This window comes from Streptococcus sp. CF8_St5-11, from assembly GCF_024295625.1.
Lineage (GTDB): Bacteria > Bacillota > Bacilli > Lactobacillales > Streptococcaceae > Streptococcus.
In genome coordinates, this window is sequence record NZ_JANCOJ010000001.1 from 436,276 (window position 1) to 449,707 (window position 13,432).

Here is a 13,432-nt window from a genome sequence, read left to right on the forward strand (position 1 = left end):
CACACTCTCAATCCTGCTAATGATGGATTTTTTACATTTTTCTTAGGCGAGCCACTCGCTCAGCAATGGGTGGGTGGGTATAAAAGAGTTTTTGCAAACCGGTTTCTTTTTTTGGATCGTTGATAAAAAGTGCACTGCTCGCATCATCGACATGTCGTTGCATTGGTTCACTATTGTCTAGCTTTAACAAAGCATTTATCATTCCTTGAGGATTCCGTGTCAATTCAACACTTGAAGCGTCTGCTAGGAACTCCCGTTGACGAGAAATGGCTAACTGGACCAAGGTCGCTGCTAATGGCGCTAAAACGATGGCAAGCAAGGAAAGGATCAACATAACAATCTCCAAACCACCGCTACCTTCTCGATCATCGTCCCGGCTACGGCCACCGCCCCACCACATCATCCGACCACCAATGCTAGAAAGCATGGTGATGGCACTAGCAAGGGCAACTGCAATCGTAGAGATGCGGATATCGTAATTGCGAATATGGCTGACTTCGTGTCCGATGACTCCCTCCAATTCCTCACGGTTCATCACAGCCAGAAGACCTGTCGTTGCTGCAACAGCAGCATTTTGAGGATTGGACCCTGTCGCAAATGCATTCATCGAAGGATCATCCACAATATAGACCCGAGGCATGGGGATCTGAGCTACCATGGCCATATCTTGGACAATATGGTAGAGCTGAGGAGCTTGCTCTTCCGTTACCTCACGCGCCCCGTTCATCCGCATGACAACTTCCGTGGATTGGAAAATCATGCTAAAGGCATAGATTCCACCAATAATCAAAGCTAGAATGACGCCACCAAGGGAGGAGCCTAACCAGAGGTAGCCAACGGCTGCTCCGATGAGAGCCAAGAGTATGAAAAAAGCAATAAGGAGAATCCAGGTTCTCCTTTTATTGCTTGCAATTTGGTCAAAGAGCATATTAGTCTCCTAATCCGCTAAAGTCCACCTTTGGTACTGCTTTTTCTTCTTCAGGCACTTGAAGGAATTCGGCTTGTTTGAAGCCAAACATTCCAGCAATCACGTTTGTTGGGAAAGTTTCCAACTTGACATTGTAGTTGCTTGTGACACTGTTGTACAATTGACGAGCATAAGAAATTTTGTTTTCTGTGTTGGTCAATTCTTCTTGCAACTGCATGAAGTTAGTGTTGGCTTTCAAGTCTGGGTAGTTTTCAGCCACCGCAAAGATACCTGCCACTTGACGTGAAAGAGCATCACTGGCTGCCATTGCTTCTGCAGGTGAAGAAGCTTGAGCCACTTGTTGGCGAAGTTGAGTGACCTTAGCAAGGGTATCCCCTTCGTACTTGGCATAGCCTTTTACTGTTTCGATCAAGTTTGGAATCAAGTCATTCCGACGTTTCAATTGCACGTCAATTTGACTCCAAGCTTCGCGAGTTTGCATCCGGCTTTTCACCAAACCGTTGTAAACTCCTACTACAATCAACACAAGGACCACAATGATCCCAAGAATAATCCAAATCATTTTATTGAATTCCTTTCATTTCTTTCTACCAGTATATCAAATTTCCCTTATTTTGTGGTAAAATAATAGCATGAAACCAGAAGAATTTTATGTCCGTTTAGCCGATCTCGGCTTTCCATTAACTGATCGTCAAAAAGAGCAATACGAACGCTATTTCGAGCTCCTCGTGGAATGGAATGAAAAGATTAATCTCACCGCCATCACCGAAAAAGACGAAGTCTATCTCAAGCATTTTTATGATTCGATCGCACCCATTTTACAGGGTTTGATCGAAAACCAACCCATCCGTCTCTTGGATATCGGGGCTGGCGCCGGCTTTCCGAGCCTTCCTATGAAGATTCTTTTCCCTGAACTAGATGTGACCATCATTGATTCCCTTAATAAGCGGATCAATTTTCTTCACTTGCTGGCTGAAGAGTTGGGCTTGAGCGGAGTACGTTTCTACCATGGACGAGCTGAGGACTTTGCACAAGACAAGGCCTTTCGTGCCCAATTTGATATCGTAACTGCCCGCGCGGTTGCCCGCATGCAGGTCTTGTCTGAACTGACCATTCCCTATCTGAAAGTAGGGGGACAGCTTCTTGCTCTCAAGGCTAGCAATGCTCCAGAAGAGTTGGAGGAAGCCAAAAACGCCCTCAATCTGCTCTTTAGCAAGGTTGAAGACAATCTACAGTATGAATTGCCTAATGGGGATCCACGCTATATCACTCTTGTAGAAAAGAAAAAAGAAACCCCCAATAAATACCCAAGAAAAGCAGGCATGCCCAATAAGCGTCCATTGTAGTAAGATACAAAGGGCTAAGCGGATAAAGTCAAAATAGGGAATTCGACGCAGAATCCAAAAGATTCTAGGAGGATTCATCTTTTTGACACAATCCGCAGCCCGTGTTCATTTCAGTAAGATACAAAGGGCTAAGAGGATAAAAGTCAAATAAGAGGCTGGGACAAAAGTCCTAGCCTCTCAATTATTTTTGGATTGTCAAGCAAGACGCAGTGGTTGAGTGGGCTCTACTACGCTGATTTCATCAGCTTTTACAGCCCTACTCAACTGTGCGGAGGTGGGACGACGAAATCGAATTCTAATGAATTACCGATTTCTGTCCCACTCTCTTTTTTATTTTTGTTTCAATTCTGTTCGCAGGGCTTCTTGCTGCTCTTTTGTCAGATGAACCCCCTTACTTGCAACAATCTGGCTAGAGACTTTGTTGGCAAATCTTAAGGCTTGCGCAATGTCTAAGCCTTCTAAACGGGCGGATATGAAGGCTCCCACATGGCTATCTCCAGCGCCTACTGTATCGACGACTTCTGTTGGAAAACCGTCTGCCTCATACCAGTTGTCATCATAGGCAACCGCGCCTTTTTCACCCAAGGTGACAATGACCAATTGCCCCGTTCTCTGATACAAGTATTCGATGGCTGGCTGGATCTCTCTACACCCTGAGAAAGCCAGTGCTTCAGCCTCATTAACATGGAGAATCGGATGCAGATCATAAATTTCTTCCAGTCGATCCTTTGGAATCAAGTGTCCGCGTGGCCCAGGTGCGAAAATCACCTGGCCTTCTAGTTGCGAAACAGACTGAACCAATGCAAGACCGGTTGGCTCCTCGACTTCAAGGCCACATAAGTAGATGTAATCAAACCGATCTGTCTCAATCTCTTTTAGCCACTCTGCTTGGAAGCTATACTCCACTCCGTGGTCCGATAAGAAGGTCCTCTCACCATCAAACTCTACAAAGCAGTAACAGCAACCATTGGCCCCTTCTAATGAGATACTAGAGGAAATCCCTAATTGTTTTAGCTCTTTCCGAATAAAATCACCATATATTCCAGAACCGACTGGCGAGACAAACCGGTAGGGTTGCGACAAAAAATGAAGGATATTAACGACATTAAAGGCACAACCTCCCACAGACCATTGCTGGTGATCAATATGGGCATCTCCTTCACGACTTGGCAAACGATCCAAGTAAATCATCACATCACAAACGGTAGAACCAATAATTAACGCAGCTGTCATCTTTTTCTCCTTACTTTGCCTTCTATTATACCAGAGGAAAGATAAAAAACAACCAACCCCTTGTGGAGTGGTTGCTTCTCTTTTTAATCACGATAAACGGGTTGAGGACCAAAGGTTTGGGAAACCGGCATGATTTCAATCCGGTTGACATTGACATGCTTGGGCTGTTGGATCAACCAAGCTACAGTGTTGGCAATGTCTTCAGACTGAATGGCATGGGCATCTCGATAGAGAGCTTCTACCCGTTTTTCGTCTCCTTTAAAGCGAACAGAAGAGAACTCTGTCCCTTCGCAAAGACCAGGTTCAATATTGCTGACACGAATCTTCTTGCCAGCTAGATCCGCCCGAAGATTGAGGGAGAATTGCTTGACAAAAGCCTTGGATGCCCCGTAAACATTGGCCCCTGGATAGGGCACTGTCCCAGCAGTTGACCCCATATTGATGACATAACCGTCATTTCTTTCCACCATCTGGGGGAGGATTTGCCGGGTCAAATAGGTCAGACCGATAATGTTGGTCTGAATCATGGTCAGCCAGTCTGCGACCTCTGCTTCATAAGCTGGGGCGAGGCCTAGAGCCAAGCCAGCATTATTGACCAAAACATCCACTTTCTCCCAATCTTTTGGCAAACTGGCAAGTGCATGATCTACCTGAGAAAGATCCGTCACATCCATTTGCAGGGGATAAAAGGCTTCTCCCAGCTCTTCTTGAAGTGCCTGTAATTTATCGATGCGTCTAGCTGATCCGATCACACGGTATCCATCTGCTACTAAGCGACGGCAAATCGCTTGACCAAAACCAGCTGAAGCTCCTGTTACTAAAATCGTTTCTGACATGTCATTACCTCCATGGATTGTAAAAACGTCCCTGATTGAGAAAGATCAGGACAATACTCAAAACCAGAACAGCCAAGGCTGATAGAATCATCCCATAATCTTTCATTTCCATGGCTTGATGAGAATACCAGGTCCGCTTTTTATTTTTACCAAAGCGACGTAATTCCATGGCTGTAGAAATGCTGTCAATCCGCTCAAGTGAGCTAAAGATTAAGGGAGAGATGATTTGTAAATTGCCTTTGATCCGCTTGATCAGCTTGGCCTTTTTGGACAACTCCACCCCTCTAGCTTCCTGAGACAATTTAATCGTTTGATATTCTTCTTGTACGTCAGGAATGTAACGCAGAGTCAAGCTGACAGAATAGGCAATCTTGTAAGATACGCCAATTTGGTTGAGGCTTGAAGCAAACTGACTAGGATGGGTCGTCATCAAAAAAATCAAGGCTAGAGGTATGGTACAGACATACTTAAGAGCTAGATTAAAAAGATAAAAGAGTTCCTGCGAGGTGATACTATAGGAGCCCCACCCCTTCATCAGTACCGTCTTTGCCCCGTAGATCTCTACACCATACTGGGGGGCAAAGAGATAGACCATGACAACATTTAACAGTGCAAAAACAAGAGCAAATGCAAGTACAAATGAAATATCCCGAAATCGAATACGAGCTGTAGAGAATAACAGTAAGGCGCCCACACCAATTCCTAGAAGGAGCCGGGTATCATAACTCAACATGGCCGCAAGAGATACAAAAAGAAGAAAGAGTAACTTACTCGCACCTGAAAGGCGATGAAGAAAACTCGTCCCCTCATGGTAGCCGACTAATCGATGATTCATGACCTGCTCCTTTCTGTTGCATATAAAACTGCGTTAGCGCCAAGGGATCCATTCCTAATCGATTGGCTAAGGCAAAAATCGAAGTCTCTTTGAGATTAGCCTCTTGTAAAATATCCGGATGAGTGAACAGCTCTGCAGGTGGGAGATCTGCTAGAATTTGTCCGTCTGATACTACAAGGGCACGATCAGAATAATCCAACATCAGCTGCATATCATGGGTAATCATGACAATGGTATGGCCTTTTTCTTGCAAGCTATCTAGAAATTCCATGATTTCAGTGTAATTGCGTTGGTCCTGACCTGCTGTCGGCTCGTCCAAGACCAAAATTTCTGGTCCTAAAACTAGTATAGAGGCGATGGTCACCCGTTTCTTTTGCCCATATGAGAGAGCAGAAATCGGCCATTTACGAAACTCATAAAGACCACAAGTTTTCAGTGCTTGATAGACACGCTCCTTAATATCTTCTTCCGATATCCCCCGCAAGCGCAAACCTAGAGCGACTTCATCAAAAATCATATTGCTCGAAATCATTTGATTGGGGTTTTGCAGGACATAGCCGACTCGCTCTGCCCGTTCCTTGACACTCTCTTGCTTGATATCTTCACCTCTAGAGGTGTATTGCCCTTCTGTAGTAATGAATCCACAGATGGCTTTCGCAAGAGTTGATTTCCCTGCCCCATTCTTCCCGACAATCGCTAAGCGCTGCCCCTTAGGTATACTGAGGGAAATATTTTTTAAGATCGGATGATCCTTTTGATAAGCAAAGGAAATCTGCTCCAACTTCAATAGTTCTTCCGTCTCACCAGTTTTAGTAAAGGTCGCTTCTGGAATGGAACGATTCACACCAGTAAGTTCGATATCTTCTAGACGATCTAGATGCTCCAATTGATCGATATCCTGCCCTAGCTGGCGAAGAGTTGTTAAATAGAGGGGTTCTCGAATCCCATTTTCAGCCAGCAGTGTCGTCCTCAACAACTCATCTGGGCTCCCATTAAAGAGAACTTGACCTTGATTGATCAAGATAACCCGATCGACAGGACGGTAGAGTACATCCTCTAAACGGTGTTCGATAATAATGGTGGTCGTCCCCTGTTCTTCATGAATCTGATCGATCAGATCAATAATATCCTGACCCGACTTGGGATCTAGATTAGCCAGTGGTTCATCAAAAAGGAGGATCGGACTTTCGTCAATCAGAACACCTGCTAAGCTCACTCGCTGTTTTTGCCCACCGGACAAATCTTGTGGCCGATGATCCAAGAGCTTCATCAAATCCAAGCGTTCTGCCCAACTCTGCACACGCTCTTTCATCGTTCCCAGATCCACCATGTCATTTTCAAGAGCAAAAGCCAAGTCTTCTGCGACACTCAAACCAATAAATTGGCCATCTGTATCTTGCAAAACCGTACTGACCAAGTGAGATTTCTCATAAATACTGAGATCAAAGGCTTCTTTCCCCTGAATGAGGAATTGCCCACTACTGGTTCCCTTATAGATATTAGGGATAATCCCATTTAAGCACTGGCCAATGGTTGACTTACCAGAACCAGACGGCCCAACAATCAGAACCTTTTCCCCCTTATAAATGGTTAAGTTGAGATTTTTCAAGGTTGGTTCAGACTGTGCCTTGTATTGGAAGGAAAAATCCTTCAGTTCAATCATTGCTTCTTTCATTTAGTTTGCCTTTTCCCAAAATAGCGCAAATTGGATGGCTAACTCCGCGATGCGATCCTTGCTATCTAAATCTTCATGACTAGATAAGGTTCGGATATCCCATTTTTCTTCCGAGAGGTGGTCAGCTGCATAGAAGAAATGGCAGAGCTCAAAGCCTCTATAAACTGCTAGGGCTGCCACTGCCGAACATTCCATATCCACACAGATGGCTCCTGCTTCCTTTCGTCGCTTCATCTTGTCGATGGTTTCCCGGTAGGGTGCATCTGTCGTCCACACTTTTCCTGACTGATAAGAAACCTTGTGACTATCCAGAAAGGCTTGGAAGAGAGGGAGGGTTTTCTTGTTTACTTCCACTTCATCACTAGCCGGCAGATAGTGGTAACTGGTCCCCTCGTCGCGAAGAGCAGCCGTTGGAATGATGATGGAAGTCGCTTCGATATCACGGTCTAAAACCCCACAGGTCCCAAAGAGCACCAGTTTTTCCATCCCAAATTGAATCAAATCCTCTATAATCCCCACACAGGAAGCAGCCCCAACGGGTGCATTAAAGGCAGCAATTTGTTGGTCTTCAATAGTGATCCCATAGACCAGGACTTCAAAGTTGGCCATGGAGGTTCTTGCAATGACCTCATGATCGTAATTCTCAAGGAGGCGAGCAAAAGTTACTCTTGAAAAGCAAGAGATGACTACTTTGGGAAATCCTTCAATTGGTTGGTGTAAGTCTTGTGGATTGATAATCGCCTGTCGATTGGCATCAAATTCTTCTAACAGCATTTCGTGCACCTCTTTCATTCTACTTCTAGGCCCCTATTATACCACAATTAGCCTAGTCATTGGTTTTTGATCAAAGGAAGGAGCATAAAAAAGAACTGCTTCCAGACGTTAGATTTTTCGGATCAAACGTCGGAAGGACAGTTCACTTCGATATTTTTTACTTGTTTTCCAATTGCGCTAATTCTAGCAACCGTTCTTTGGACAATTTTTTGATTTCAATTTGACTAGCATCTAGCAGCTGGAATTCATCTGGCTCTAGCGCTGCCAATAGATTCTTCAGTGCAAGAGACCCAATTGGATGGTAATTTTCTGGCTTATCAGGATCTCCATCGATCGCTACCAATAGAACCCGCCAATCACTGATACCCGCTAAGCCCACAATTTCTACATATTCTGCAGGAACATGTGGCACGCTTGGCAAGACCGTATCCGTATCTTCTGTCAAGCTATAGCTGGCTAAGAAGGCTCCTGTCTCCTCCTGTTGATAAAAACGGACTTGACTGAAATAAGCTGCACTATATTGAATCTTCTTGATAAAGGCAGAGTAGGCTTCTAGTGGATGGACATGGTTCAATACTTCCTGCACTGTATCCCGATCCAAATAGACTGGATGAGCGAAGCCTTGCACTTCAAACTCTTTTAGATCTTTTTCTTTTGTCAAATTCCCCAGCGTTTCTAGGATAACGACTTCATAATCAAAATGGAAAATAGAATCTGGAGTATAGCTCACGCCGTCGCTAGCCACAATCTCCGTTCCTAATACTTCTCCTAGGCGACTGATCCAGCGAAGGGCCAACTGCCAATCTTCTTCTATCGCAAAAGAGGGCACCTGAATCTGATAAGACTCTTCCTCATCAAAATAGCGTAACTGCAGAGGAAGACCGCTCTTGCCAAATACGATACAGTTCAAGCTTTCAAAATCATTTAAGGGACGATGAAGGGTGGCAGGATCATAGTTGTAGGTTGTTAACCCCTCCACTAATTTAAGAACTTCCTGTGCTGCGAGTACTTTCTGATAGCCAAATAAGCTCTTTTTATTTTTGATTGAAAACACGATACTCATTTGTTTTCTCCTTTGTGAAATCGCTTACCTAAAGTATAGCACAATTTTCAATCAATTTCCATATAAAAAACAGCCTGAGTTTTCAGACTGCTTGTTTCCATTATGCAGGTGCTCCATCAAGCGTCTCACCGATAATCTCTAAACGCTCACGAACCTCTGCTTGTGACAAGTTGTGTTCTTCTACATAGCGATTGCGAGGGTGAACCCGGCACTCATGTGAGCAGCCACGGAGGTACTTGTCTTCGTTTTCTTCTGAGGTCAAGATGCGACGGTTACAGAAAGGATTTCCACAGTTGACATAGCGTTCACATGGTGTTCCAACAAACCAGTCTTTTCCGACAATGCTTGGATCGACATGGTTGACATCGACTGCAATCCGCTCGTCAAAGACGTACATTTTCCCATCCCACAGTTCGCCTTGAACTTCTGGGTCTTTTCCGTAAGTCGCGATACCACCGTGCAATTGACCAACATCTTTGTAGCCTTCACGCACCATCCAACCCGAGAATTTCTCACAACGGACTCCACCAGTACAGTAGACGACAACACGCTTGTCCATGAATTTTTCCTTGTTATCACGGACCCATTGCGGCAATTCACGGAAATTGCGGATGTCTGGACGAATAGCCCCACGGAAGTGACCAAGATCGTACTCGTAGTCATTCCGAGTATCAAGGACAACGGTATCTTCGTCGAGAAGAGCTTCTTTAAACTCTTTTGGAGACAAATAAGCACCTGTCGTTTCAAGGGGATTGATATCGTTATCGAAGTTATCATCTTCTAAACCAAGGTGGACAATCTCTTTCTTATAACGTACAAACATCTTCTTGAAAGCTTGCTCTTCTTCCTCATCGATCTTGAACCAGAGGTCTTCCATCCCTGGAAGGCTGTGAACGTAGTCCATGTATTTTTGCGTTGTTTCGTAGTCACCAGAAACGGTTCCGTTAATCCCTTCATCAGCAACTAGGATACGTCCTTTAAGGCCGATTGATTTACAGAAGGCCAAGTGATCATCCGCAAATTGTTCCGCGTTTTCGATGGGAACATATTTATAGTAAAGTAATACACGAATAGGTTTTGCCATGTCATTCTCTTTTCTAAGATTAAATTATCAGAATTTTTCATTCAACTATACCAGTATACTCTCCCAAGAAAACGAATGCAATTTATTTGACTGAAAAATAAAAGCCTGGTTTCCCAGACTTTTATAGGACGAAACCAGGGTTTCAACTTTCTACTCTTCCTTTTCCAACTGATCCAGATAGGCTTCATAGCGTTTTTTCTCAACTTTTGCAAGAAGCGTCACAAGGGTATTCACTCCCCATACAATTGGAAGATTTAGTAAAAAGGTAATAGGAAGTACTAGTAAGAATTTTGAATGGAAGGGATTGGCCTGATAGACAGCCTGGTTTAATTGAAAATTTTGAGCCCAGATGAACAAGGAGAGAATTGAGGTTACTGCTACAATTCCCGTCACATTTAGATAGCTATAACTGATAAATCTCACACCCAATCGTTGACAACGCACCGAATAATACAATCCTGAGACGATGAGTAAGGCTACCACCATGATTGGACTGAGCCCCACCTTAGATGTAAAAATGGATCCTACACTAAAAACAGTTAAGGCAAGGAAAAGAAAACCAGCTGTCTCAGCACCAGCCTTATTAGCTAGGCCTTCTTCTCGTTCATCTATGATTTGTTTGTTCAGCAATTGTAATCTCATCTCTTCCTCCTTATTCTTCATCCTCTAATTCTGCCTCGATCTTTGCTTGTTTTTTCCGATTGATAAGAGCAAGTGGTTTTTCAAGCAGATCTGTCAGGATGGCAAAGACGAGAATTTCTAATAGAATTTTGACCAGATACTTGGGACTCAAGATAAAGCTCGTTGCCTCTCGTTTTCCAATCACATCCATAGCTGTCACAAGCACAGCAAAGAATAGACCTGACCCAAGGCGACTCAACCAGCTATCTTTTTCTAACATATCTCGAACATCAATCCCTGAACTGATCCTTCTCACAAAGGCATAGGCTCCCATGGCAATCAGAAGGAACATCTCAGGGAGATAAGCGACTAGGTCTAAGTCCAGGATACTGGATTTCACAAAGGCGGATAGGGCAATAAAGCAGGTCATGCCAAGGACAAGTTCTCCTGCGATTTTTCCATCAAGTAGCATGGTCCGTTCATCTTTTACAATTGGTTCTTTCTTTTGTTTCATATGTTTCCTCTTTCTATGTTAAAACTGTTACTCCCAGAACAGTTGATCCAGCGTCTTATCCAATGTCTTACAGATGGCAAGGCAGAGACTGAGGGTTGGGTTATACTTTCCCGCCTCGATCAGGCCAATGGTCTGGCGTGTCACCCCGATGGCATCTGCAAGATCCCCCTGGGTCATATCATGCTCGACCCGGGCCATTTTTAATTTGAGATTTTTCGCCACAGGCTTTTCCTTTCTTGTTTTTATAGCTTTATTATACACTATATTTTCTATTTTGCAATATATATCTTCCATTTTGTAAAAAATATTTTTGATAAAACAAAAAAGAGGCTGGGACAAAAATCCTAGCCTCTCAATTATTTTTGGATTGTCGAGCAAGACGCAGTGGTTGAGTGGGCTCTACTACGCTGATTTCATCAGCTTTTACAGCCCTACTCAACTGTGCGGAGGTGGGACGACGAAATTGAATTCTAACGAATTACCGATTTCTGTCCCACTCTCTTATCTTCTGTACATTTAATCTTTGGTCAAACTTCCATCTTTTGTTTGAGTCCGTGCATAAGCAATCAAGAGAAGAGAACCTGCAACAGCTACTGTTAATGCATTAAATGAACCCGCAACAACACCTTGTAGGAAGACTTTATTGGCACTTTCCTTGTAGATCAAGACATCTCCAACCGGAGCAATCAAGCCCCAGATCACAAGGTTGGATACGATTTGAACAACGTTAAAGACAATTAATTCTTTCTTTGTCACTTCCCCTTTAAATTCACCGATTTGTTTGCGGAAGAAACCAACAAAGAGTCCAAACAAACCACTTGAAATGATCCAAGTCCACCAAAGACCACCTGACATAGCGTCCTTAATGGCATGACCAATCAAGCCGATTAAGAAGCCGACAATTGGGCCAAAGACTACACTAAAGAGAGCTTGAAGGGCATATTGCAACTGAATGCTCGTATTCGGTGCAGGTGCAGGGATTTGCAACATAGCAATCACGACAAAGAGGGCTGCTCCAACCCCAATAGCTACAACATCTTTAATTGAAAATAATGATTTCTGTTTCATTATGATATCTCCTATTAATTTTCCATTTTTCTAATCTCGATATGCCAAGAAGCCCCAACTCCTACATTATAGGCCTTGGCAAAGGATCCCTGGTTGATGGCAAGACCAACACGGTAAAGGGAATTGATATAAAGGATTGGCTGTCCAATCCGCACGTCGGCGAAAGACTTGCCGTAGGTTACTTGGTTTTGATAAACCAGCATGTCATTGTTATAGATGGTCACTTCAAAACGTTCCCCAAATTCAGGTGCCAAATGATTGAACTCTTCCCGAGTAATGGAAGTCCAAAGAGAACCAAAGCGCACATCTAGGATGTCAACTGCACCTTTAACAAGATTGTCCTCAAGAACCGTCTCAACCACTGGGATTTCCACAATATGTTCGACACTGAGTTCTGGTCCGACTTCTTCAAAACTAATATGGCCACTGGCCAACTTAGCTCCTGTATAGGCGTAGACATCACGCCCATGGAAGGTATAAGAAAACTCTGTATTGGCCCGGCGGTTCTTCACTTCTGAAATCTCACGGATAGCAACAATCCCTACATGTTTCTTGATAAAAGAGAGAGTTCCATTATCCGGAGTGACAATGTATTGATTTTTCGCCGTTTTAGCTACGACACTCTTTCGTTTGGAACCGACACCAGGATCGACCACCGAAACAAAGGTTGTCCCTTCTGGCCAGTAATCTACTGTCTGAAAGAGACGGTAACTCCCTTCAAAGATATTGTAGGGGGTAATATCATGAGTTAAGTGGTGAATTTTAAGGGTTGGTGATTCTTCTAAAGCAACCCCAATCATAGCTGATACTGCTCCATCCACCAAACCAAAGTCTGACTGAAGAACTAGTAAATTATTGTGCATCTTTATCTCCTTTTTTGGCCAATAATGGAAGAAGGATGTTCGATAGTCCCCATCCTAATCCAGCACCCAGTATGACCGTGAGGACAAACCAAGTGATGGTCGCTAGATCTGGTGATACCATCACCCGATTGACATAGTCTATCGATTTACCACGATCCAGTAACGACATGCGGTAACTGGCTGGATAGAACCACATCATAAGAATGGGCCCTGTCGTCGCAAAGGCAAAAATAACAAAAGACAAGGCATTTCGTAAATTCGAGCGAAAACGACCACTTGAGGCGACCATTTCCGCAAAACTTCCGGCGATCAAGGCTGGAATAAAGGCCCCTGCACCATGACGCGAAAAGAGGAAGAAGGATCCAATCACGCAGCCAACTATAAAGATAGATCCAACTCCTTTTATTTTTTCTAGATAATAGCGGTAGATCATCCCGCCAAACAAGGCTGAAAAGGCAGGAGCATAAAACATATTTCCTTGATGATCGACCAGATTTCCAACTAAGACCCCCAGTCCAATCGCAAGAAAATAGAGGAAAGTGAAGGCTCCAACTTGTTTTATTTGATTCACATTTATTCTATTCATTGGATA

At 43.8% G+C, this 13,432-nt stretch carries 16 protein-coding genes; 1 reads left to right on the top strand and 15 read right to left on the bottom strand.

What is annotated here, in order from left to right; translation table 11 throughout:
• Window positions 1-31 precede the first annotated feature (31 nt).
• Together htpX and NMM13_RS02100 are read right to left on the bottom strand one after the other, a co-directional pair.
• Window positions 32-928, bottom strand: coding sequence for a zinc metalloprotease HtpX (gene htpX / locus NMM13_RS02095; RefSeq protein ID WP_003008442.1), 897 nt, complete (start codon window positions 926-928; stop codon window positions 32-34).
• 1 nt (window position 929) lies between these two features.
• Window positions 930-1,490 carry a LemA family protein gene (locus NMM13_RS02100; RefSeq protein ID WP_003017390.1) on the bottom strand — a complete coding sequence of 187 codons (561 nt, stop codon included), beginning with the start codon at window positions 1,488-1,490 and terminating at the stop codon, window positions 930-932.
• Between the two features lie 70 nt (window positions 1,491-1,560).
• Between NMM13_RS02100 and rsmG the strand changes: the two genes are divergently transcribed.
• Window positions 1,561-2,274 (top strand): 16S rRNA (guanine(527)-N(7))-methyltransferase RsmG, encoded by a 714-nt coding sequence (gene rsmG, locus NMM13_RS02105; RefSeq protein ID WP_254727267.1) that lies wholly within the window; start codon window positions 1,561-1,563, stop codon window positions 2,272-2,274.
• A gap of 330 nt (window positions 2,275-2,604) precedes the next feature.
• On the opposite strand, the gene NMM13_RS02110 is transcribed toward rsmG, so the two are convergent.
• The 13 genes from NMM13_RS02110 to NMM13_RS02170 form a co-directional block, all read right to left on the bottom strand.
• On the bottom strand, window positions 2,605-3,507 hold the full coding sequence (locus NMM13_RS02110) for a carbohydrate kinase family protein (protein ID WP_155199914.1): 903 nt from the start codon (window positions 3,505-3,507) through the stop codon (window positions 2,605-2,607).
• A gap of 83 nt (window positions 3,508-3,590) precedes the next feature.
• Window positions 3,591-4,343 carry an SDR family oxidoreductase gene (locus NMM13_RS02115; protein WP_254727269.1) on the bottom strand — a complete coding sequence of 251 codons (753 nt, stop codon included), beginning with the start codon at window positions 4,341-4,343 and terminating at the stop codon, window positions 3,591-3,593.
• Window positions 4,344-4,347: 4 nt separating this feature from the next.
• Complete coding sequence (locus NMM13_RS02120) at window positions 4,348-5,178, bottom strand: energy-coupling factor transporter transmembrane protein EcfT (RefSeq protein WP_254727273.1); 831 nt, start codon at window positions 5,176-5,178, stop codon at window positions 4,348-4,350.
• The gene (locus NMM13_RS02125; protein WP_247919960.1) at window positions 5,150-6,853 is read right to left on the bottom strand and encodes an ABC transporter ATP-binding protein; all 1,704 of its coding nucleotides are present in this window, start codon (window positions 6,851-6,853) and stop codon (window positions 5,150-5,152) included. The genes NMM13_RS02120 and NMM13_RS02125 overlap by 29 nt, the downstream gene beginning before the upstream one ends.
• Entirely contained in the window at window positions 6,854-7,627 is a 774-nt protein-coding gene (locus tag NMM13_RS02130) for a nucleoside phosphorylase (RefSeq protein ID WP_021153738.1), read from the bottom strand.
• A 157-nt stretch (window positions 7,628-7,784) separates the two neighbouring features.
• Complete coding sequence (locus tag NMM13_RS02135; protein WP_254727276.1) at window positions 7,785-8,690, bottom strand: DUF4299 family protein; 906 nt, start codon at window positions 8,688-8,690, stop codon at window positions 7,785-7,787.
• Between the two features lie 100 nt (window positions 8,691-8,790).
• Window positions 8,791-9,774, bottom strand: a complete 984-nt coding sequence (locus tag NMM13_RS02140) for a rhodanese-related sulfurtransferase (protein ID WP_254727279.1) — start codon at window positions 9,772-9,774, stop codon at window positions 8,791-8,793.
• A 150-nt stretch (window positions 9,775-9,924) separates the two neighbouring features.
• Entirely contained in the window at window positions 9,925-10,416 is a 492-nt protein-coding gene (locus NMM13_RS02145; RefSeq protein ID WP_254727282.1) for a DUF6773 family protein, read from the bottom strand.
• 10 nt (window positions 10,417-10,426) lie between these two features.
• Complete coding sequence (locus NMM13_RS02150; protein WP_254727285.1) at window positions 10,427-10,909, bottom strand: DUF6773 family protein; 483 nt, start codon at window positions 10,907-10,909, stop codon at window positions 10,427-10,429.
• Window positions 10,910-10,936: 27 nt separating this feature from the next.
• Window positions 10,937-11,131 carry a helix-turn-helix transcriptional regulator gene (locus tag NMM13_RS02155; protein WP_003005328.1) on the bottom strand — a complete coding sequence of 65 codons (195 nt, stop codon included), beginning with the start codon at window positions 11,129-11,131 and terminating at the stop codon, window positions 10,937-10,939.
• A gap of 294 nt (window positions 11,132-11,425) precedes the next feature.
• Window positions 11,426-11,977 (bottom strand): ECF-type riboflavin transporter substrate-binding protein, encoded by a 552-nt coding sequence (locus NMM13_RS02160; RefSeq protein ID WP_003008479.1) that lies wholly within the window; start codon window positions 11,975-11,977, stop codon window positions 11,426-11,428.
• 14 nt (window positions 11,978-11,991) lie between these two features.
• Complete coding sequence (locus tag NMM13_RS02165) at window positions 11,992-12,840, bottom strand: S-adenosyl-l-methionine hydroxide adenosyltransferase family protein (RefSeq protein ID WP_045759785.1); 849 nt, start codon at window positions 12,838-12,840, stop codon at window positions 11,992-11,994.
• Window positions 12,830-13,426: an MptD family putative ECF transporter S component gene (locus tag NMM13_RS02170; protein ID WP_254727289.1), complete on the bottom strand. Its 597-nt coding sequence runs from the start codon at window positions 13,424-13,426 to the stop codon at window positions 12,830-12,832. The genes NMM13_RS02165 and NMM13_RS02170 overlap by 11 nt, the downstream gene beginning before the upstream one ends.
• Window positions 13,427-13,432 lie beyond the last annotated feature (6 nt).

Excerpts from the sequence above, each read along its gene's own strand:
- htpX (WP_003008442.1), bottom strand. The coding sequence starts at position 928 with ATGCTCTTTGACCAAATTGCAAGCAATAAAAGGAGAACCTGGATTCTC.
- NMM13_RS02100 (WP_003017390.1), bottom strand. The coding sequence starts at position 1,490 with ATGATTTGGATTATTCTTGGGATCATTGTGGTCCTTGTGTTGATTGTA.
- rsmG (WP_254727267.1), top strand. The coding sequence starts at position 1,561 with ATGAAACCAGAAGAATTTTATGTCCGTTTAGCCGATCTCGGCTTTCCA.
- NMM13_RS02110 (WP_155199914.1), bottom strand. The coding sequence starts at position 3,507 with ATGACAGCTGCGTTAATTATTGGTTCTACCGTTTGTGATGTGATGATT.
- NMM13_RS02115 (WP_254727269.1), bottom strand. The coding sequence starts at position 4,343 with ATGTCAGAAACGATTTTAGTAACAGGAGCTTCAGCTGGTTTTGGTCAA.
- NMM13_RS02120 (WP_254727273.1), bottom strand. The coding sequence starts at position 5,178 with ATGAATCATCGATTAGTCGGCTACCATGAGGGGACGAGTTTTCTTCAT.
- NMM13_RS02125 (WP_247919960.1), bottom strand. The coding sequence starts at position 6,853 with ATGAAAGAAGCAATGATTGAACTGAAGGATTTTTCCTTCCAATACAAG.
- NMM13_RS02130 (WP_021153738.1), bottom strand. The coding sequence starts at position 7,627 with ATGCTGTTAGAAGAATTTGATGCCAATCGACAGGCGATTATCAATCCA.
- NMM13_RS02135 (WP_254727276.1), bottom strand. The coding sequence starts at position 8,690 with ATGAGTATCGTGTTTTCAATCAAAAATAAAAAGAGCTTATTTGGCTAT.
- NMM13_RS02140 (WP_254727279.1), bottom strand. The coding sequence starts at position 9,774 with ATGGCAAAACCTATTCGTGTATTACTTTACTATAAATATGTTCCCATC.
- NMM13_RS02145 (WP_254727282.1), bottom strand. The coding sequence starts at position 10,416 with ATGAGATTACAATTGCTGAACAAACAAATCATAGATGAACGAGAAGAA.
- NMM13_RS02150 (WP_254727285.1), bottom strand. The coding sequence starts at position 10,909 with ATGAAACAAAAGAAAGAACCAATTGTAAAAGATGAACGGACCATGCTA.
- NMM13_RS02160 (WP_003008479.1), bottom strand. The coding sequence starts at position 11,977 with ATGAAACAGAAATCATTATTTTCAATTAAAGATGTTGTAGCTATTGGG.
- NMM13_RS02165 (WP_045759785.1), bottom strand. The coding sequence starts at position 12,840 with ATGCACAATAATTTACTAGTTCTTCAGTCAGACTTTGGTTTGGTGGAT.
- NMM13_RS02170 (WP_254727289.1), bottom strand. The coding sequence starts at position 13,426 with ATGAATAGAATAAATGTGAATCAAATAAAACAAGTTGGAGCCTTCACT.